The sequence below is a fragment of the Aquicoccus porphyridii genome, assembly GCF_008369105.1.
Taxonomy (GTDB): Bacteria; Pseudomonadota; Alphaproteobacteria; order Rhodobacterales; family Rhodobacteraceae; genus Aquicoccus; species Aquicoccus porphyridii.
Window position 1 is genome coordinate 53,300 of the sequence record NZ_VINQ01000010.1, and the last position, 18,188, is coordinate 71,487.

Below are 18,188 nucleotides of genomic sequence, written 5' to 3' on the forward strand. Positions count from 1 at the left end.
ATGACGAAATACTATGCTTTCGGTGCCGTGGTGGCGGTTGTGCTGGTCATACTCGGCATGGTGTTCATCACGATGAGTCGCGACGAGGCGGAAAAATATGCGCAATGTCGCGTGGGCCAGGTGGCCGGGGGCTCGGGGGCCATCGGCGGGCCGTTCACCCTTGTTGACGAGACCGGGAAAACCGTGACCAGCGCGGAATTTATCGACGAGCCGTCACTGATTTACTTCGGTTATACCTTCTGCCCGGATGTCTGTCCGCTGGATGCTTCGCGCAATGCCGAGGCGGTCGAGATCCTGGAGGACCGTGGCAAGATCGTGAAGCCGGTTTTCATCTCGGTCGACCCCGATCGCGACACGCCCGAGATCTTGCAGGATTTCACCGATCGTTTGCATCCGCGTATGGTTGGCCTGACCGGGAGCATGGAACAGGTGCGCACGGCGAGCCAAGCCTATCGCACCTATTTCAAGAAGCATGAACCCGAGTCGGGCGACGAGGAATATTACCTTCTCGACCACTCGACCTTTTCCTACCTGGTCTTTCCCGAAGAAGGGTTCATCGAGTTCTTCCGCCGCGACCTGACGCCCGGACAACTGGCCGATCAGGTGGGGTGTTTCCTCGATCAGCGTTGAGGGCGGCATTGCATTGCCCGCGTCAGGTGTTTGACGGGTGCACCATAGCACCCTAAACAAGGCTGAGGCGCGTGATAAGGAGGACCCCCCTTGGCCGAAGATCAACTGGACCTCGGCGACGACAGGTCGCTGTTGATTGTCGATGACGACGAGCCGTTCCTGCGCCGCCTTGCGAAAGCGATGGAGAAGCGGGGATTCGAAGTGGAAATGGCGGATTCGGTTGCCGCGGGCAAGGCGATCGCGACGGCGCGGCCCCCGGCCTATGCGGTCTGCGATTTGCGGCTTGAGGATGGCAACGGACTCGACGTGGTCGAGGTGTTGCGCGAGAAGCGTCCCGACTGCCGGGTTGTCGTTCTCACCGGCTATGGCGCGATTGCAACGGCGGTGGCGGCGGTCAAGATCGGGGCGACCGATTACCTGTCGAAACCCGCCGATGCCAAGGATATCGTCACGGCCCTCTTGACCCCGGCGGATGAATTGCCGCCGCCGCCCGACAACCCGATGAGCGCCGACCGGGTGCGGTGGGAGCATATCCAGCGGGTCTATGAGCTGTGCGACCGTAACGTGAGCGAAACGGCGCGGCGGCTCAACATGCATCGCCGCACGCTTCAGCGAATCCTCGCCAAACGCAGCCCGCGTTAACCTTTGCCCAAATCCGTGCGAATCGGGGGGGGTGACTTGCGCGTGCTCCCCGGCTGACATCCGGCTGCCGGGTGAAATGGGGTTTTCGGGCAGGGCCAGAGGTTAACCCGGCGCGCGGTGCAGGGGCAGGAACTCGTGCAGAGATGCCCCCGCCCGGAAACAGCGGCGAAGCCGCCCGGGCAGCACACGGCCGCCCCCCGGCCGGGTGCTTTTGAGGGGATGCGCGCCGGTCTGGTCTGAGGATGGCGTCGCAAGATAAAGAGCCCCGCGCCGATGTTGTGAGCACCCGACCGCGGCCCTGTGCTGCCCTTTCGTCCGGCCCCGGGCGAATCCGGTCTGCTGCGATCCGCCCCTAAACCTCGGCCAGAAGTGCTGCGTGCCGTGCGGTGAAATCCTCGCGCACCTCGCGGGGTGGGCGCAGGTGGATGTCGAGGCCGTGGGTCAGCTCGGGGCGTGGTTTGCCGAAAAACCTGTCGGCCTCTTTCACGGTGAAACCGGCGATCTGGGTGGCCTCCATCCAGGCGGAAACCCGGTCGGCGGCCTTGATCTTTTTCTTGACCGTCGCGGGGACGATGGCGGGCAGGCCAAAGCGGATGTGGATCGCGGCGGCAAGCCGGTCATCGAGCGCGCCATAGCTCGGGCCGACGGCGGATTTGACCGGGGAAATCATGTCGCCGATCACGTATTCCGGCGCATCGTGCAACAGCGCGGCAAGGCGCCATTTGGGGGGCGATTTCGGCTCTAACCTTGCGAAAATCGTCTCGACCAGCAGCGAATGCTCGGCCACGGAATAGGGCCAGTCGCCCTTGGTCTGCCCGTTCCAGCGGGCGACGAAGGCAAGGCCGTGGGCGATGTCCTCGATCTCGATATCCATCGGTGTGGGATCGAGCAGGTCGAGCCGCCGACCGGACAACATGCGCTGCCATGCGCGGGGCGGTTTCGGATTGGGGCCGCGTGCCATTTTGCCTGTCTACTCCCACAAGGTGCGCCCCATTTCTGCCATATTTGGTGCGCAGGATGAACGCATTGGGATTACCTGCTGCCACGTCGCGCGACAAGACCGGGGAACCGGCGAGCGTGATCGCGTGATTGCCAAGACAGGACCGGCGCGCGGGACTTCTCTCTCTGATCGCGCGTCTTGTTGGATCGAGGCGGTGGGAAAGGAGCAGACCCATGCTTTTCAAACGGATTGTGGCCGCTGGTCTGGCGGTGGGCGCGGTGCTGACCGCGATCCCGGCGCAGGCGGGCGATTGTGCCGCGCGCGAACAGGTGGTGCAGCGGCTGGAGCGCGACTATGCCGAGCGGCTGACCGGTGGCGGGTTGAACGATGCCGGGCTGGATGAGTCCGGGGCGGGCGACGCGGTGGTCGAGATCTGGGCCTCGCCCGAGACGGGCAGTTTTACCGTGATCCTGACCGGGGCCGACGGGATAGCCTGTATCCTGGCGACGGGGACCAACTGGTTCGAGACGCGTGCGATGACGCCGGAACAGGCCGGGATCGAAAGCTGATCCAGCGGCCCGCGTACACGCGGCGCGCACAGGCTTGTGTAGCGCGTTTCTTTGAAGATGCGGGTCATAGACCCCATATTTGAGGGTGTATGGTGGCGAATTCGGATTCGCCCGATGCCGGTTGAGAGGGTGGCCCCTCCCGGCGGATATTTCACAGGAAAATCATCTGCCGGGCAGCGGTGATCTGCCCGGGCGGCTGTGCCGTTGCTGCGCGCGAAGTGGAGTCGATCCGCCGCGATACACATCCAAGTGTATGAAAACAGGCGCATATCGCGCCCCGCATCAAGGAGAAATACCATGTTCAAACGACTGTTTTCCGCAGCGATCATCTTTGGCGCCGCCGCGCTTGCGCCGCCGTCGCCCGCGCTTGCACAGATCGCGGCCTGCCTGCCGCGCGACGTGCTGGTGACCCGGCTGGAAGAGCGCCACAAGGAACATCTTGCCGGTGGCGGTTTGCAAAGCCCGCAACGATTGATTGAAATCTGGGCCTCGGAGGAAACCGGGAGCTTCACGGTGTTCGTGACCCGCCCCAACGGGATCAGCTGTATCCTGGCCACGGGGCAACATTGGCGGGGGCCGGACCCGGCCAAGCCCGGCGGCGTGGGCGGGTAGGTTTAGGTTCCAGAATCATTGATTTTCAAAGCCAGAACATGACGGTTGCGGCGAGAGCGGCGACGGAGAGAAAGACCTTCGGGCACCTGTCACAACGCGCCTCCAGCCTGTCAGGCGACCGAACATGATCTCGATCCTGTAGCGGCGCTTGTCGTATTTGACGGGCTTCCCCCTGGGCCTCCGGTCGGGGGTACATGGCTTGATCCCATGGTTTTTGAGGACTTCGCGGAACCAGTCCGCGTCATAGCCGGGCCTGCCAGCAACCGGTCCGCCGATGGCAGGCCCATACTCCTCGGGTGCATCGCGCCAGCGCAAACCGTTGCGATTTATGAAGATTACTCCGCTCAAGACGCGCCATTTGCTTGTCGGTCAGCCAGAAAAGATTGCTTATCATGCCCCTGCGGTTCGGGCGCTTGAATCCCGCTGGCACCACCGCTTCAAACCGATTAATAGGTTCTGAACCCAAGCACTTGAACTAAAGGCGAGGTTGGGTGAATATAAGAAAAATGGCATTCCAGACGGGCAATGTTGATCACATGGTTTCATACTTGAGGTGATTTTATGAGCACACGCACCAAGAACCCTTCGAAAGAAGCGAAAAAGGAATCGCCAACGGTAGCTGATCCGGTGGCAACCGCAGAGGGACAGTTCACGCCCACTTCGATCAAAGGCCGCTCGCGGCCCAAAGCCAGCCAAGAAAAAGGCTGGAACAACATCCTCGTCCGGGCGAAGAAGCTGGTGAAGAACCGACCCGATGATCACCTCAGTTCACTGCTCGCCAATCTGCGCGAACTTCGGATCGACCGGCGTGAACCTAGCCGCTTTTACCAGACGCGTGACATCGCCCGCCCGATTGGTGAAAAGATCATGGAACGCGCGGGGCTTGAGCTGTCTGACAGCTTCTACAGCCCGCAGGTCGCAGCGAATCAATACACAGTAAATGCAGCGAGCCCGATTCGTTACTTGGGTGAATTGATCCGTCCCGACACCACTGCGATCATGGAACTTGGAAGTGGTTGGTCGCCGAATATTTTTCAGCTTTATCTGCTTCACGGTGCGACGCGGTCGCGTAAAAAGATCTACTATGGAGGGGAATACACACGTAGCGGCATGATCACCGCCAAGTACTTGGCCAATCGCGAACCCGCCATGAACTATCGGGCCTTCTATTTCGATTACCGAGATCCCAATGTGTCGTTCCTGTCCAAGCAGAAGGGGCACATCCTGCTGTTTACATCGCACTCGATCGAACAGGTCGATCAGATCAACCCCGCTCTCTTCGAGCAGCTGCGCCAGATCCCAAACCCTGTGACGGTCGTGCATTTTGAGCCGGTCGGTTGGCAACGCAACGAAGAGCTTCTTGCACGCCGTAATGCGAAGGATGACGCATTCTTTGAAGCTATCGGAAATCGTGCTGTAGAAGGCGATCTGAACTCGGTCGATGAGAACGCGGCGTGGTGGTCGTGGCGACTTGAATACAACACCAATCTGATGCCGATCCTGTGGGATCTTGAGAAGCGCAACGTCATCAAGATGGAGAGAACAGCTTTCAACTTCGCGGGAGCGGCCAATGTACTGAACCCCAGCACAATGCTGCATTATGAATTTGTACGCTGATAAGGGTTCCCCTAAATCCCGCACCAATCGTCGGCACTCGGCTTTGATGCCTCGCCGGCATGTTTCATGGTCATAGTACCATCGCAATGATACGAGCATGGCAGGCTTGGCGGGGTGAACCCGCATTGCCCCTGCGGGGGGTGAATGCTATCTGCCTTGCAAAACCTGTTGGCAAGGAGCCCCCGGATGACAACCGACTATATTGTCAAGGATATTGACCTGGCCGAGTATGGCCGCAAGGAAATCGCGATTGCCGAGACCGAGATGCCGGGGCTGATGTCCCTGCGCGCGGAATATGGCGCGCAAAAGCCGCTCAAGGGTGCGCGGATCGCGGGCAGCCTGCACATGACGATCCAGACGGCGGTGTTGATCGAGACGCTGGTGGAGCTGGGTGCGGATGTGCGCTGGGCGTCGTGCAACATCTTTTCGACGCAGGACCACGCGGCGGCGGCGATTGCCGCGGGCGGCACGCCGGTTTTCGCGATCAAGGGCGAGACGCTGCCGGAATACTGGGATTATGCCGACCGGATCTTTCACTTCGAGGAGGGCGGCGCCAACATGATCCTCGATGACGGGGGCGATGCGACGCTTTACATCCTGATGGGTGCGCGGGTCGAGGAGGGCGAGGAAGATCTGATCGCCGTGCCGACATCCGAGGAGGAAGAGGCGCTGTTCGCGCAGATCCGCAAGCGCATGGCGGAAAGCCCGGGCTGGTTCATCAAGCAGCGTCACATGATCCAGGGCGTGACCGAGGAAACCACGACCGGGGTGCATCGTCTTTACCAGATGATGGAAAAGGGGCATTTGCCGTTCCCGGCGATCAACGTGAATGACAGCGTCACCAAGTCGAAATTCGACAACAAGTATGGCTGCAAGGAGAGCCTTGTGGACGGTATCCGGCGGGCCACCGACACCATGATGGCGGGCAAGGTGGCCGTGGTCTGCGGTTATGGCGACGTGGGCAAAGGCTCGGCCGCAAGCTTGCGCGGTGCCGGTGCGCGGGTGAAGGTGACCGAGGTCGATCCGATCTGCGCGCTTCAGGCGGCGATGGACGGGTTCGAGGTGGTGCGGCTCGAAGACGTGGTGTCGAGCGCCGACATCTTCATCACCACCACCGGCAACAAGGACGTGATCCGCATCGAGCATATGCGCGAGATGAAGGACATGGCGATCGTCGGCAATATCGGCCATTTCGACAACGAGATCCAGGTTGCCGCTCTGAAGAACCACAAGTGGACCAACATCAAGGACCAGGTGGACATGATCGAGATGTCGGGCGGCAACCGGATCATCCTGCTGTCCGAAGGGCGCCTGCTCAATCTCGGCAACGCGACCGGGCACCCGAGTTTCGTGATGTCGGCCAGCTTCACCAACCAGGTGCTGGCGCAGATCGAACTGTTCACCCGGGGCGAGGCTTACGAGAACGAGGTCTATGTTCTGCCCAAGCACCTCGATGAAAAGGTCGCGCGGCTGCATCTCGACCGGATCGGCGTGAAGCTGTCGAACCTGAGCAAGGAACAGGCGGACTATATCGGGGTGAGCCCGGAAGGGCCGTTCAAGCCCGAACATTACCGGTATTGAATCCCGCTTCAGGGACGATCACGATAGGCCCCGGAATACCGGGGCCTTTTCATTTGGAGGATATGCGATGCGGGTGATCATCTATGGCGTGGGTGCGGTTGGCGGGGCGGTGGCCGCCGCGCTGGTCGAGAACGGGCAGGAGGTGATCGGTATCGCCCGCGGGGCACAATTGGAGGCGATCCGCGCGCAAGGGCTGCGTGTGCGTTCGCCCGTGTTCGACCGGGCGGTGCGGTTCGAATGTGTCTCTGATCCCGCGGAAATCGACTTTCGCGCGGATGATGCGATCCTTCTTTGCATGAAGACGCAAGACACCGCCCCCGCACTTGAGGCGTTGCGCGAGGCGGGGGTGTGGAAGCAGCCGATCTTTTGCGTGCAGAACGGCGTGGCGAACGAGCGGATCGCGCTGCGCGTCTTTCCCAATGTGCATGGGATCACGGTGATGCTTCCCGCGGGGCTGTTGGCGCCGGGGGACGTGGCCGCGTGGTGCGAGCCGCAATTCGGCATGTTCGATATCGGGCGCTATCCCGAGGGCAATGACGCGGATGACGCGCGGCTGGCGGCGGCGTTCGAGGGCAGCATGATCACGCCCTTTGTTCTCGACGACGTGATGAACAGCAAATATGGCAAGCTGTTGCTCAACCTTGGCAATATCACGCAGGCGGCGCTGGGCCGGGGCGCGGATACCGGCGAGATCGGTGCGGCGCTCAAGGATGAGGCCAAGGCGGTCTATGCCGCGCACGGGATCGCGCCGGTCGACCTGAGCGAGAGCGACCCGCGGCGCAAGGAGTTGATGCGGTTCGGCACGATCGAGGGGATCGAGAATATCGGCGGTTCGACCGTGCAGAGCCTTGCCCGGGGCGCGGGGTCGGTCGAGACCGATTACCTCAACGGTGAAATCGCGCTTTTGGGGCGGATCGCGGGTGTTTCGACGCCGATGAATGACGCGATGACGCGGCTGGGCGCGGCTTTGGCGCGCAAGGGGGCGGCGCCCGGGTCGATGACGCTGGACGATCTGCGCCGCTTTGTCGGCTGAGAATCCGAGGTGACGGCGTGCCCGCGACGCCTTTGCCGGCGGATTTCCCGGCATGGGGAATCCCCGGCAAGTTTTCCCTTTGAGCGCGCAGACTCACGCGCTAGTCTTTTCAACGGCGCCGACAGGAGCTTTTGTTAACTCAGACAGGTGGAGACTAGAGATGGGTAAACGCGACGAGCTGATCGCAAGATATGCGGAAGATCTCAGGACCAAATGCGGCATGACGCCGGACATGGACCTTTTGACAAAGGTCACGATCGGATGTGGCCCGGCGATCTATAATGCCGATGCCTCGACCGTGGCGGCAACGCAGGAGAGCGAGCTTGAAACCGTCAAGGACAATTTCCTGATCAAGAAGCTGGGTCTGGCCGATGGGCCGCAACTGATGGACGCGATCAAATCGGCGCTGGACACCTATGGCCAGTCGGAGCGCAACAAGTATCGCGCCGTGGTCTATTACATGCTGGTCAAGCATTTCGGCAAGGAATCGGTTTACAACTGAGCCCCGGCCAAGGCCGAACGCCCGCGCCCCGGACGGGAGGCGGGCGTTTCAGTGCGACGTCGCCGGGTTCGGAGGGTGTGCGGGCACGCCACGGGCAGTCCGCATTTGAACCAAATTCCGCGCATTTGGCGTTTGCCCGAGTCGGGCTGGCGCGCTAGTTTCAAACTTGCCCGTGTCAGGATGGCCGGACCCAGTTTCATAAGTCGCGTGTGGTGAGTAGGGAGCACGTGGGGAGACGGAGGGTTCTGGTCGTGCCGGGGCCCTCCGTTCATGTTCCGGGGCTGTGTTTCGAGGGTGGACGCCTCCGGCGGGAGTATTTTGGGCAAGATGAAGCCGGGTGTCAGTCCTCCATTCCGCCCAGCGCGCAGATGATGCGCCATTCCTCGGGGGTGACGGGTTGCACCGAGAGGCGGGAGTTTTTCACCAGCACCATGTCGGCAAGGCGGGGATCGGTCTTGATCTCGTCGAGCGTGACGGGGCGGGGCAGCGGGGACAGCGCCTTGATGTCGACGCATTCCCAGCGCGGATCGTCGGTGGTGCTGTCCGGGTGGGCCTCGGCGATGATTTCGACAATGCCCATGACGCGTTTCTCGTTGACCGAGTGGTAGAAGAAACCGCGATCACCGGGCACCATCTCGCGCATGAAATTGCGGGCCTGGTAGTTGCGCACACCATCCCATTCCTCGCCCTTGTCGCCGCGGGCGACCTGGTCATCCCAGCCCCAGGTGTTCGGTTCGGATTTGAAAAGCCAGTAACGCATCAGCCGATCACCTTCTTCCATTCGATCAGGTTGACGGACTCGAACAGCCCGGCCTTGGCATAGGGGTCGTTGTCGGCCCAGTCCTTGGCCTGTTCCATGGTCTCGACATCGAGGATCACCAGCGAGCCGGCCATTTCGCCATCGACGATAAGCGGCCCGGCCTGGGCCACGAGGCCGGTTTCCTCGATATAATCGAGATGGGCGGCGCGGTTTTCGCGGCGCAGTTCGATCTTGCCGGGCATGTCCCGGGCGATGAGAGCGACGAGCATCTATTCCTCCTTGAGCGGTCTGGACAGCAGGGTTTGCAGGGCCTCTGCGGCGCTGAGGTGGCCGGCGCAGAGATCGGCGACGGTGGCGCAGATCGGCATGTCGATCGCCAGTTCGGCGGCCCATTCGGTGACGGCGCGGGCGGTGGCGACACCTTCGACGGTGATCATGGGATCGACGTCTTCGCCGCGGCCAAGCGCGAGGCCATGGCGATAGTTGCGCGAAAGTTCCGAGGTGCAAGTGAGCGCCAGGTCGCCGAATCCCGAAAGCCCCATCAGGGTTTCGGGACGGGCGCCGCGCTTGAGGGCGAGGCGCTGCATCTCGGCAAAGCCGCGGGTCATCAGCGCGGCGCGGGCGCTGTCGCCCAGCCCGAGACCGATCGAGGCGCCACAGGCGATGGCGATGACGTTCTTGAGCGCGCCGCCCAGCTCGGCGCCGGTGGTGTCGGTGCTGCGATAGATGCGCAGGTTGGGCGTTGTCAGGGACTGTTGCAGGGTCTTTCCGGCATCGTCGTCGGCGCAGGCCAGCGTGAGCGCGGTGGGCAGGCCGGTGGCGATGTCGGTGGCAAAGCTGGGGCCGGTGAGGATGGCGGGCAGCGCATCGGGGGCGTGGCGGGCGATGGTCTCGGCCGGGCCGAGATGGGTTTCAAGGTCGATCCCCTTGCAGCAGGCGACGAAAGGGCGTGCGCCGAGCGTTGCGCCGTGGTCGTCGAGAAAGCCGCGCAGGGTCTGCATCGGGACCGAGATGAGCGCGGGGATGTCAGCGGGAAGCGCGCCGATATCGTCGGTCAGAAGGATGTTGTCGGGCAGGCGCGGTCCGGGCAGGCGCCGGGTGTTCTGCCGCGTGTTGCGCATCTCGGCGACATGGTCGGGGTCTTGCGCCCAGAGCAGGATGTCGCCGCCGTTCTGTGCGAGCGAGATAGCCAGCGCGGTGCCGAACGCACCCGATCCGAGGATTGCGATCATGCCTTTGCTCCTTTCTTGCCCGAGCCCAGAAGGGCCGGAAGATTTGCGTCGAGCGGCCAGCGCGGGCGGGCGGCCAATGTCATATCGTCCTGTTCGCCCGCGGCAAAGCGTTCGAGCCCGGCATAGGCGATCATCGCCGCGTTGTCGGTGCAAAGCGCCAATGGCGGGGCGAGGAAACGGATGGCGTGATCGGCGGAAAGCGTCTCTAACCTTGCCCGAATGGCGCTATTCGCGGCAACCCCCCCGGCCACGGCGAGGACCGGCGAGGCGGGGTTCTCCGCGAGGTAGAGCGTCAGCGCGCGGGCGGTTTTCTCGGCCAGCACATCGACCACGGCGGCCTGGAAAGAGGCGCAGAGGTCGGCGCGGTCCTGCCGGGTGAGGCCGCCCTTGTCGGTGACAATCGCATCGCGGGCGCGCAGGAGCGCGGTTTTCAACCCCGAGAACGAGAGGTCGCAACCGGGCCGATCCAGCAGCGGGCGGGGGAAGCGGAAGCGGGTGGGGTTGCCATGTGCGGCCTCGGCCTGAACCGCGGGACCGCCGGGTTGGGGCAGGCCGAGAAGGCGGGCGGTCTTGTCGAAGGCTTCGCCGGGGGCGTCGTCGATGGTGCCGCCAAGGCGCGAGAAATCACCATGCCCGCGCGTCAGGAGAAACTGGCAATGCCCGCCCGAGACCAGCAGCATGAGATAGGGATAGGCGATCTCGTCGGTCAGGCGCGGGGTGAGCGCGTGGCCCGCGAGGTGATTGACGCCGACGAGCGGTTTGCCTGCACCGGCGGCCAGACCCTTGGCGCACATGACACCCGAAAGCACGCCACCGATGAGCCCCGGCCCGGCGGTGACGGCGATGGCATCGACATCGGAAAGCGCCAGATCGGCCTGGAACAGGGCCTCTTTCACGCAGGTATCGACCCGCTCGGCATGGGCGCGGGCGGCGATTTCGGGCACCACGCCGCCAAAATCGGCGTGCAGTTCGGCCTGGCCGTAGATCACCGATGACAGGATATGCACGGTGCCGGGCACGCCACGGACCAGCGCCGCGGCGGTGTCGTCGCAACTGCTTTCGATGCCGAGGATGGTCAGCGTGTCGCTCATGGTGTTTCCGTTGCATGGCCCCTTGGCGGCAGGTAACACCGGTCAAGCGCCAATAACAAGTTTGCCCGTGGTGGCCCGTGATGCAACCCGTGATCCTTTTGACCCGCCCTGCCGCCGCCGCCCGGCGCTTTGCCGACGCGCTGCGTGCGCGGCTGGGCGAGGTTCGGATCGTGCAATCGCCGCTGTTGCGGATCGAATGGGTGATGGCGGATCTGCCCGGAGGCGTTGCGATCTTTACCTCGCCGCGCGGGGTCGAGGGATTCTTGCGCGCGGGTGGCCATGCGGGGCGCGCGTGCTGGTGCGTGGGGGATGCCACGGCAGAGGCCGCCGCGGAGGCGGGATTTGCGCCGCGCTCGGCCAGTGGCGATGCAAAGGCGTTGATCGCGGCCATTCTGGAGAGCGGCGAGACGGGGCCGTTCGTGCATCTGCGCGGCAAGCATGCCATTGCCGATCTGGCGGCGATCCTGACCAAAGCGGGGCGCGAGACGCGCGCGGTCGTGGTTTACGACCAGGTGACACAGCCGCTTGGCCCGGAGGCGCAATCGCTGTTGCAAGGTGAGGCGCCGGTGGTTGTTCCCCTTTTCTCGCCCCGGACAGCGCGGCAGTTTGCGGGCGAATGCCCGGTGAACCGTGCCACGCGCGCGCCGCTTTTCATCGCGGCGATGAGCGGGGCGGTGCGCGATGCGCTGGGCGATGTTGGCGCCTCTGAACTGAGCATCGCCGCGCGGCCGGATGGGCAAGCGATGGTCGAGACGGTGCAAGGACTGTTCGACGCAGCGCGGCGGCTTGAGGCCGGGCGGGGTGACAAGTAAGGTCGTTTGGATCGAGCTGAGTTTTTACACGTCGAGATTCGGGAAGGTGGTACCAGGTGGCAAAGACATCGAAACCGAAGAAAGAACCGGAAACCGGGCGGGAAGTTGACGCCGACAAACTCAGGGCTGCGATCGAGGACGTGGTTGCGCTGGTGCCCGGGCGGCCCGATGTCGTGGCCCGGGACGGATCGCCCGAGGAGTCAGCCACCGGAATTGCCGACACGGACGACACGCCCGCGCCGCAAGAGGACGTGAGCGAAGCGGGTGGAGCGAATGAGGCCGAAGAGGTCGCGCAAGCGCCGGATCGGGACGAAACGGAGCAAGTCGATGCGGCCCCGTGGGGCGGCGCCGAGGTGGCCAGCGCAACACAAGCAGCCCAGCCCGAGCCGGTGGTGATCCGCAAGGGCGGTTTCATCCCGTTGCTTCTGGGCGGGATCGTGGCGGCGGCGATCGGGTTTGGCGCGGCGTTTTATATCCTGCCCGAGGTCTGGCCGGGGTTGGGCGGCGATGACGGGTTCGAGGCGCAGGTGAGCGCCCGGCTTGACGATCAGGCGCAGGAGATCGCGGCGTTGCAGGGGGCCGAGCCCGATCTTGGCCCGATCGAGGCGCGGCTTGACGAGCTTGAGGGCGCACAAGGCGCGCTTGATGCGCTGGGCGGGCGGGTTGATGAACTGGCCGAGGGTCTTTCGAGGCTTGAGGCGCGGGTGAACGATCTCGAACAGCGGCCCATTACCGAGGGCGCATCGCCCGAGGCGGTTGCCGCCTATGAGCGCGAGTTGCAGGCCGTGCAGGACGCGATGGCCACGCAGCGCGCCGAGATCGAGGAGCTTTTGGCCGAAGCCGCGCAGAAAGAGGCCAGCGCCGAGATGACCGCGCAGGAGGCGGCGACGCGGGCGGCGATGACGCGGATTCTGACCGCGCTCGACACCGGGACGAGTTTCGCCGAGGCGGGCGAGGATCTGGCCCGGCTGGGGGTCGATCTTCCGCCGGAACTGGCCGGGGTTGCGGATGCGGGCGTGGACAGGATGACCGATCTGGCCGCTGCCTTTCCCGAGGCGGCGCGCGCGGCGCTGACCGCGGCGCGCAAGGACGAAGACGGCGGGTTCGGGTCGTTCCTGCGCGGCCAGTTGGGGGTTCGCTCGCTTGAGCCGCGCGAGGGCGACGATGCCGATGCGATCCTGAGCCGGGCCGAGGCGGCGGTGAAAGAGGGCCGGCTTATCGACGCGATGGCCGAGATCGACACCCTGCCCGAAGCCGCGCGGGCGGCGATGTCGGGCTGGATGGATCGGGCGCAGGTGCGGGCGGAGGCAGTCGCCGCCGCCGAGGCGCTGAGCGCGGATCTGGATTTGAACCGGGGATAACGGAATGCTGTGGTCGCTTATCAAGATTGTTCTTTTCGTTGTCCTTGTTGCCGTGGCGACATTGGGTGCGGGGTATCTGCTCGAAATGGAGGGCGGTGTGCGGATCGCCTTTGCCGGGCAGGAGATCACGCTCAGCCCGTTGATGTCGGTCATTGCGGCGCTGTTGGTGATCCTCGCCGTCTGGCTGTTCCTGCGGCTCTTTGGGTTGCTGATCGCGCTGCTGAAATTCCTCAACGGGGATGAGACGGCGCTGTCGCGCTGGTTCGACCGCAACCGCGAGCGCAAGGGGTATGACGCGCTGGCGCAGGGGATGCTGGCGCTGGCCTCGGGCGAGGGAAAACTCGCCATGAGCAAGGCCGGGAAGGCCGAGAAATACCTGCGCAAGCCGGAACTGACCAACCTTCTGACCGCGCAGGCGGCCGAGATGACGGGCGACGCGAAAAAGGCCGAGCAGGTTTACAAGCGGCTTTTGAAGCACGATTCGACGCGGTTTGTCGGGGTGCGTGGCATCATGAAACAGAAGCTGGCCGAGGGTGACACCGACATGGCGCTCAAGCTGGCGCGGTCGGCCTTTGCGTTGAAGCCGAGCCACGCGGAGACGCAGGACATCCTGCTGGGGCTTCAGGCCGGGTCGGCGGATTGGAAGGGCGCGCGCGAAACGCTGGCCGCCAAGCGGCGCCACGGCACATTGCCGCGCGACGTGCACAAGCGCCGCGAGGCGGTTCTGGCGTTGCAGGAAGCCAAGGGCGTGATCGAAGAGGGCGCCTCGATCGAGGCGCGCGAGGCGGCGATCGCGGCCAACAAGCTGTCGCCCGACCTGGTTCCGGCGGCGGTGATGGCGGCGCGGATGTATATAGACGAGGGCAAGCCACGTTATGCGGTGCGGGTGATCAAGAAGGCGTGGGAGGCCGCGCCGCATCCGGACCTTGCCGCCGCCTTTGCCGGGATTGCGCCGGACGAGACGCCGGCCGAGCGGCTCAAGCGGTTTGCCAAGCTGACGAAAATTCAGCCGGACCACCGCGAAACCCGGCTGTTGCTGGCCGAGCTCAATATCGCGGCCGAGGATTTTCCGCAGGCACGGCGCGAGCTGGGCGATTTGCCCGAGCGTGACCCGGATGCGCGGGTGTTCACCATCATGGCCGCCATCGAGCGTGGCGAGGGCGGGTCGGATGCGGTGGTCAAGGGCTGGCTGGCCCGGGCGCTCAACGCACCGCGCGGGCCGCAATGGGTCTGCGACAAGTGCCACCACATCCACGCCGAATGGGTGCCGGTCTGCGAAAACTGCGATGCGCTCGATACGCTGAGCTGGACCGCGCCGCCGCAATCGCAGGTGACGATGCCGGCGGGGACGGAGATGCTGCCGCTGATCGTGGGCGCGATCGAGGATGACACGGAGCGTGACGAGGAGCCCACCGACGAGTCCGAGATCATCGACGCCGAGGATGTTCTGCACGAGCCGGCCCCGGAGCGGGAGAACAAGTAAGGATGCGCGCCTGCGGTGTCAGGATGCGCTGCCCGCCTTGGGTCGAGTGGTTAAGAAAATCTGAATCCCCCGAACCGCGGCGTGAGGAACGCTTTACCCCGCGGCGATAGACCGGTCGCTGTCTTAACTGCACAGCTTCACGGAAATCGGGAAAGTCAGATGCCGCACTCTTCGCCACGGGTTGAACTGCCCTATCTTCAGCCGTCCCAGGCCCAGAAAGACGTCACCCATAACGAGGCGCTTCAGCGTCTGGACGCGGTGACGCAGCTTGGCCTGCAAGGCTTTGCCGACACGGCGCCGCCGGAACTGCCCACGCCCGGCGACATTCACGGGCTGGGCAGCAGCCCGACGGGGGCCTGGGCCGGGCACGGGCATGAACTGGCCTATTGGAGCGGCGATCAGTGGCTGTTCCTGACCCCGCGGGACGGGTGGCGCGCGTGGGGCGTGGGCGAGCAGGAGTTGCGGGTCTGGCGCGACGGGCAGTGGCAGGCCATCTTCGACCATCTCGACAACATGGAGCGGCTTGGCGTCAACGCGACCGCCGATGCGACCAACAGGCTGGCGGTGGCCTCGGATGCCAGCCTGCTCAGCCACGATGGGTCGGGGCATCAACTGAAGGTCAACAAGGCCGCGCCGGGCGACACGGCATCGCTTGTGTTCCAGTCAAACTGGACCGGGCATGCCGAGATGGGGCTGGCGGGCACCAACGACTGGTCGATCAAGGTGTCGCCCGACGGGGTGTCGTGGGTGGATGCCCTCGGCTTTGACAACGGGACGGGCATTGCCTCGGGTGCGGCCGTTCAGCAATCGGAGACCGACACCACGGTGGGGCGGTTGGCACGGGCGGATTATGCCTATGGTCGCGGGAATCTTCTCGGCGCGGTCAGTGAGGCGGGTGGCACCCCGACCGGTGCAGTGATCGAGCGCGGATCGAATGCCAACGGTGAGTATGTTCGCTTTGCCGACGGCACGCAAATCTGCGTCAGCCCCGACTTCGGTGGCGTGGATATAACGACCCTGACTGGCTCGCTCTACCGCAGTGCCGACTTTGAATGGAGCTTTCCAGCCACGTTTGGAGGTGGAGTCGAGACAATTGCAGGCAGTGTTACCTCGATGGCCAACAGCAACACCCATTGGGGATCGTTTCGTATCACCGGGGCCAGCATCGCCCGGATCACCGTGTTCGGCCCGGCCTCGATCACCGGGCGGACGGTGCGAGCAATGGCAGCAGGCCGCTGGTTCTAAGGAGGATAACATCATGAAGCTGACCTTTTCCCCCATGCGCCGCGATGATCGGCTGATGCTCTGTAAAACGGGCGACACCCTGACCATCAACGGCGAGGCGTTCGATTTCTCGGGCATTCCCGAGGGGGCGACCCTGCCGCGTGATGCCGTGGCCTGTGAATGGCTGGTCTCGGATATCGAGCGTGTGAGCGGCGATCTGCACCTGACCCTGATCCTGCCGCACGGGGCCGACGCGTCGCAGGGGGCGCTGTTTCCCGTGCCGATCACCGTCACCGGGGACGGGCCGATCGACCTGCCCGCCCATAGCGTCATGGAAGTGGAACCAGTCGAATGAGCAATATCGACCTCAGCCAATTGATCACGCCCGAGACCAAGCAGGCCCGGCGCCGGGCGGAAACATTCGCCAAGCTGGCGGATCTGCGATGGAAGCGGGAAACCGGTGGGATCAGCCTTGAGGGTGGCATGCGGGTGAATACCTCGCGCGAGAGCCAGGCCCAGATCGCCGCCTCTGTCCAGTCGATCGAGGCGGGTCTGCTCACGGAGCCGGTCGATTGGAAACTTGAAACCGGTTGGGTGGAATTGACGGCGGACCAGATCCTCACGATTGCGCAGGCGGTGGCGGATCATGTCCAGCGGTGTTTTGCAACCGAACGCCGGGTTGCGGCGCACATGGAAAGCCTCGGCGGGGACCTGTTGGATGTTGATGTCGCGAAGGCTTTTGACGACGCATATGAGGTGTTGATGCGCGCCGGTTAACCGCGACGCCGGTGGAAAAGTGGCTGTTTGACGTTACCCGGGGCGATAGTTCAATTGTGAGCATGCGGTCCGCGCGTTAAAAGGACGACAACAGGGGCGGCGATTTATGCTGCCCGGTCCTTGTCAAAGAGTCACTTTTCATGCCCGAAATCAGGATCACCGTCGCCGGCATGGGATATGTCGGCCTGTCCAATGCCGTCTTGCTGGCCCGCGCCAATCGTGTTCGCGCATTCGACATCGACGCAGAGCGTATCGCGATGCTGAGCGCGCGTCAGTCCCCGATCATGGACCCGGAGATCGAACATTACCTCGCCAACGAGTCGCTTGACCTGACGCCGACGACCGATCCGGATGTTGCATTTGCCGACGCCGATTTCGTGATCGTCGCCACGCCCACGAATTATGACCCCGAAACCAATTTCTTTGACACGACAAGTGTCGAGGACGTGATACGCACCGTCACACGGATCAATCCGACGGCGACGATCGTTCTCAAGTCAACGGTCCCGGTCGGCTATACGGTCGGCCTGGCGGAGAAACTGGGCACGACGCAGGTCATTTTCAGCCCCGAATTCCTGCGCGAGGGGCGCGCGCTTCATGACAACCTCTATCCCAGCCGGATCGTGGTGGGCGAACGCTCGGAGCGGGGCCGGCGCTTTGCCGATCTGCTCAGACAGGGCGCGCTGAGCGAGGATGTGCAGGTGCTGCTGACCGATCCGTCGGAGGCCGAGGCGATCAAGCTTTTCGCCAATACCTTTCTTGCGATGCGGGTGGCCTTTTTCAACGAGCTCGACAGCTATGCGCTCAGCCTCGGGCTGAATACGCGCCAGATCATCGACGGTGTCGGGCTCGACCCGCGGATCGGCACCCATTACAACAATCCCTCTTTCGGATATGGCGGCTATTGCCTGCCCAAGGATTCCAAGCAGTTGCTGGCCAATTATTCCAGCGTGCCGCAAAACCTGATCCGGGCCATCGTGGATGCGAACAGCACCCGCAAGGATTTCATCGCCGAGCGGATCGTGAAAATGAACCCGTCCTGTGTGGGCATTTACCGGCTGGTGATGAAGCAGGGTTCGGACAATTTCCGCCAAAGCTCGGTTCAGGGGATCATGAAACGGATCAAGGCCAAGGGCATCCCGGTCATCGTCTACGAGCCGGCGCTTGAGGAGGACACGTTTTTCGGCTCGGAAGTGACGCGCGATCTTGCCTCTTTCAAGGCCCGTGCCGACATCATCCTCGCCAACCGCGCCACGCCGGATCTGTCGGATGTCGCCGAGAAGATATTCACCCGCGACCTGTTCGGATCGGATTGAGCCGAA

General features: G+C 63.7%; 20 protein-coding genes and 1 pseudogene. 15 read left to right on the top strand and 6 right to left on the bottom strand.

Annotation, left to right across the window (positions count from 1 at the left end; translation table 11 throughout):
• Positions 1–630 (top strand): SCO family protein, encoded by a 630-nt coding sequence (locus FLO80_RS13310; RefSeq protein ID WP_111368778.1) that lies wholly within the window; start codon positions 1–3, stop codon positions 628–630.
• A 90-nt stretch (positions 631–720) separates the two neighbouring features.
• Positions 721–1,272 carry an ActR/PrrA/RegA family redox response regulator transcription factor gene (locus tag FLO80_RS13315; protein ID WP_111368698.1) on the top strand — a complete coding sequence of 184 codons (552 nt, stop codon included), beginning with the start codon at positions 721–723 and terminating at the stop codon, positions 1,270–1,272.
• Between the two features lie 352 nt (positions 1,273–1,624).
• Here FLO80_RS13315 and FLO80_RS13320 read toward each other — a convergent pair whose 3' ends face one another.
• On the bottom strand, positions 1,625–2,233 hold the full coding sequence (locus FLO80_RS13320) for an HD domain-containing protein (RefSeq protein WP_111368699.1): 609 nt from the start codon (positions 2,231–2,233) through the stop codon (positions 1,625–1,627).
• Positions 2,234–2,445: 212 nt separating this feature from the next.
• Between FLO80_RS13320 and FLO80_RS13325 the strand changes: the two genes are divergently transcribed.
• Both FLO80_RS13325 and FLO80_RS13330 read left to right on the top strand, forming a co-directional pair.
• Positions 2,446–2,781 carry a hypothetical protein gene (locus FLO80_RS13325; RefSeq protein ID WP_111368700.1) on the top strand — a complete coding sequence of 112 codons (336 nt, stop codon included), beginning with the start codon at positions 2,446–2,448 and terminating at the stop codon, positions 2,779–2,781.
• A gap of 297 nt (positions 2,782–3,078) precedes the next feature.
• Positions 3,079–3,393 carry a hypothetical protein gene (locus tag FLO80_RS13330; protein WP_111368701.1) on the top strand — a complete coding sequence of 105 codons (315 nt, stop codon included), beginning with the start codon at positions 3,079–3,081 and terminating at the stop codon, positions 3,391–3,393.
• Positions 3,394–3,418: 25 nt separating this feature from the next.
• On the opposite strand, the pseudogene FLO80_RS13335 reads toward FLO80_RS13330, so the two are convergent.
• A pseudogene (locus FLO80_RS13335) lies at positions 3,419–3,784 on the bottom strand (hypothetical protein).
• 170 nt (positions 3,785–3,954) lie between these two features.
• Here FLO80_RS13335 and FLO80_RS13340 point away from each other — a divergent pair.
• The 4 genes from FLO80_RS13340 to FLO80_RS13355 all read left to right on the top strand — a co-directional run bounded on the left by FLO80_RS13340 (position 3,955) and on the right by FLO80_RS13355 (position 8,126).
• The gene (locus tag FLO80_RS13340) at positions 3,955–5,010 is read left to right on the top strand and encodes a hypothetical protein (RefSeq protein ID WP_111368702.1); all 1,056 of its coding nucleotides are present in this window, start codon (positions 3,955–3,957) and stop codon (positions 5,008–5,010) included.
• 186 nt (positions 5,011–5,196) lie between these two features.
• Positions 5,197–6,591, top strand: a complete 1,395-nt coding sequence (ahcY, locus tag FLO80_RS13345) for an adenosylhomocysteinase (protein WP_149187079.1) — start codon at positions 5,197–5,199, stop codon at positions 6,589–6,591.
• Between the two features lie 67 nt (positions 6,592–6,658).
• Entirely contained in the window at positions 6,659–7,624 is a 966-nt protein-coding gene (locus FLO80_RS13350) for a ketopantoate reductase family protein (RefSeq protein WP_111368703.1), read from the top strand.
• A gap of 160 nt (positions 7,625–7,784) precedes the next feature.
• A complete protein-coding gene (locus FLO80_RS13355; protein WP_111368704.1) occupies positions 7,785–8,126 on the top strand; it encodes a DUF2853 family protein in 342 nt (113 codons plus the stop codon).
• A gap of 340 nt (positions 8,127–8,466) precedes the next feature.
• On the opposite strand, the gene FLO80_RS13360 is transcribed toward FLO80_RS13355, so the two are convergent.
• Genes FLO80_RS13360 through tsaD form a run of 4 tightly spaced genes read right to left on the bottom strand, consistent with a single transcriptional unit; the run spans position 8,467 to position 11,209 of the window.
• Positions 8,467–8,886: an EVE domain-containing protein gene (locus FLO80_RS13360; RefSeq protein ID WP_111368705.1), complete on the bottom strand. Its 420-nt coding sequence runs from the start codon at positions 8,884–8,886 to the stop codon at positions 8,467–8,469.
• Positions 8,886–9,155, bottom strand: a complete 270-nt coding sequence (locus FLO80_RS13365; RefSeq protein ID WP_111368706.1) for a YciI family protein — start codon at positions 9,153–9,155, stop codon at positions 8,886–8,888. The genes FLO80_RS13360 and FLO80_RS13365 overlap by 1 nt, the downstream gene beginning before the upstream one ends.
• Positions 9,156–10,118, bottom strand: coding sequence for an NAD(P)H-dependent glycerol-3-phosphate dehydrogenase (locus tag FLO80_RS13370; RefSeq protein ID WP_111368707.1), 963 nt, complete (start codon positions 10,116–10,118; stop codon positions 9,156–9,158).
• A complete protein-coding gene (tsaD, locus tag FLO80_RS13375) occupies positions 10,115–11,209 on the bottom strand; it encodes a tRNA (adenosine(37)-N6)-threonylcarbamoyltransferase complex transferase subunit TsaD (RefSeq protein WP_111368708.1) in 1,095 nt (364 codons plus the stop codon). The genes FLO80_RS13370 and tsaD overlap by 4 nt, the downstream gene beginning before the upstream one ends.
• 80 nt (positions 11,210–11,289) lie before the next feature.
• Between tsaD and FLO80_RS13380 the strand changes: the two genes are divergently transcribed.
• The 7 genes from FLO80_RS13380 to FLO80_RS13410 all read left to right on the top strand — a co-directional run bounded on the left by FLO80_RS13380 (position 11,290) and on the right by FLO80_RS13410 (position 18,182).
• Positions 11,290–12,021, top strand: a complete 732-nt coding sequence (locus FLO80_RS13380) for a uroporphyrinogen-III synthase (protein ID WP_111368709.1) — start codon at positions 11,290–11,292, stop codon at positions 12,019–12,021.
• Between the two features lie 56 nt (positions 12,022–12,077).
• Positions 12,078–13,382 carry a COG4223 family protein gene (locus tag FLO80_RS13385; protein ID WP_111368710.1) on the top strand — a complete coding sequence of 435 codons (1,305 nt, stop codon included), beginning with the start codon at positions 12,078–12,080 and terminating at the stop codon, positions 13,380–13,382.
• 4 nt (positions 13,383–13,386) lie between these two features.
• The gene (locus tag FLO80_RS13390) at positions 13,387–14,865 is read left to right on the top strand and encodes a heme biosynthesis protein HemY (protein WP_111368711.1); all 1,479 of its coding nucleotides are present in this window, start codon (positions 13,387–13,389) and stop codon (positions 14,863–14,865) included.
• A gap of 159 nt (positions 14,866–15,024) precedes the next feature.
• A complete protein-coding gene (locus tag FLO80_RS13395; RefSeq protein WP_111368712.1) occupies positions 15,025–16,110 on the top strand; it encodes a DUF2793 domain-containing protein in 1,086 nt (361 codons plus the stop codon).
• Between the two features lie 13 nt (positions 16,111–16,123).
• Positions 16,124–16,444 carry a hypothetical protein gene (locus tag FLO80_RS13400; protein WP_111368713.1) on the top strand — a complete coding sequence of 107 codons (321 nt, stop codon included), beginning with the start codon at positions 16,124–16,126 and terminating at the stop codon, positions 16,442–16,444.
• Positions 16,441–16,866: a DUF4376 domain-containing protein gene (locus FLO80_RS13405; RefSeq protein WP_111368714.1), complete on the top strand. Its 426-nt coding sequence runs from the start codon at positions 16,441–16,443 to the stop codon at positions 16,864–16,866. Before FLO80_RS13400 ends, FLO80_RS13405 begins: the two co-directional genes overlap by 4 nt.
• Before the next feature lie 149 nt (positions 16,867–17,015).
• Positions 17,016–18,182 carry a nucleotide sugar dehydrogenase gene (locus tag FLO80_RS13410; protein ID WP_111368781.1) on the top strand — a complete coding sequence of 389 codons (1,167 nt, stop codon included), beginning with the start codon at positions 17,016–17,018 and terminating at the stop codon, positions 18,180–18,182.
• Positions 18,183–18,188: the final 6 nt, after the last annotated feature.

Coding starts and splice junctions, on each gene's coding strand:
- tsaD (WP_111368708.1), bottom strand. CDS start 11,209: ATGAGCGACACGCTGACCATCCTCGGCATCGAAAGCAGTTGCGACGAC.
- FLO80_RS13310 (WP_111368778.1), top strand. CDS start 1: ATGACGAAATACTATGCTTTCGGTGCCGTGGTGGCGGTTGTGCTGGTC.
- FLO80_RS13320 (WP_111368699.1), bottom strand. CDS start 2,233: ATGGCACGCGGCCCCAATCCGAAACCGCCCCGCGCATGGCAGCGCATG.
- FLO80_RS13350 (WP_111368703.1), top strand. CDS start 6,659: ATGCGGGTGATCATCTATGGCGTGGGTGCGGTTGGCGGGGCGGTGGCC.
- FLO80_RS13330 (WP_111368701.1), top strand. CDS start 3,079: ATGTTCAAACGACTGTTTTCCGCAGCGATCATCTTTGGCGCCGCCGCG.
- FLO80_RS13340 (WP_111368702.1), top strand. CDS start 3,955: ATGAGCACACGCACCAAGAACCCTTCGAAAGAAGCGAAAAAGGAATCG.
- FLO80_RS13400 (WP_111368713.1), top strand. CDS start 16,124: ATGAAGCTGACCTTTTCCCCCATGCGCCGCGATGATCGGCTGATGCTC.
- FLO80_RS13390 (WP_111368711.1), top strand. CDS start 13,387: ATGCTGTGGTCGCTTATCAAGATTGTTCTTTTCGTTGTCCTTGTTGCC.
- FLO80_RS13360 (WP_111368705.1), bottom strand. CDS start 8,886: ATGCGTTACTGGCTTTTCAAATCCGAACCGAACACCTGGGGCTGGGAT.
- ahcY (WP_149187079.1), top strand. CDS start 5,197: ATGACAACCGACTATATTGTCAAGGATATTGACCTGGCCGAGTATGGC.
- FLO80_RS13405 (WP_111368714.1), top strand. CDS start 16,441: ATGAGCAATATCGACCTCAGCCAATTGATCACGCCCGAGACCAAGCAG.
- FLO80_RS13365 (WP_111368706.1), bottom strand. CDS start 9,155: ATGCTCGTCGCTCTCATCGCCCGGGACATGCCCGGCAAGATCGAACTG.
- FLO80_RS13355 (WP_111368704.1), top strand. CDS start 7,785: ATGGGTAAACGCGACGAGCTGATCGCAAGATATGCGGAAGATCTCAGG.
- FLO80_RS13395 (WP_111368712.1), top strand. CDS start 15,025: ATGCCGCACTCTTCGCCACGGGTTGAACTGCCCTATCTTCAGCCGTCC.
- FLO80_RS13325 (WP_111368700.1), top strand. CDS start 2,446: ATGCTTTTCAAACGGATTGTGGCCGCTGGTCTGGCGGTGGGCGCGGTG.
- FLO80_RS13370 (WP_111368707.1), bottom strand. CDS start 10,118: ATGATCGCAATCCTCGGATCGGGTGCGTTCGGCACCGCGCTGGCTATC.
- FLO80_RS13380 (WP_111368709.1), top strand. CDS start 11,290: ATGCAACCCGTGATCCTTTTGACCCGCCCTGCCGCCGCCGCCCGGCGC.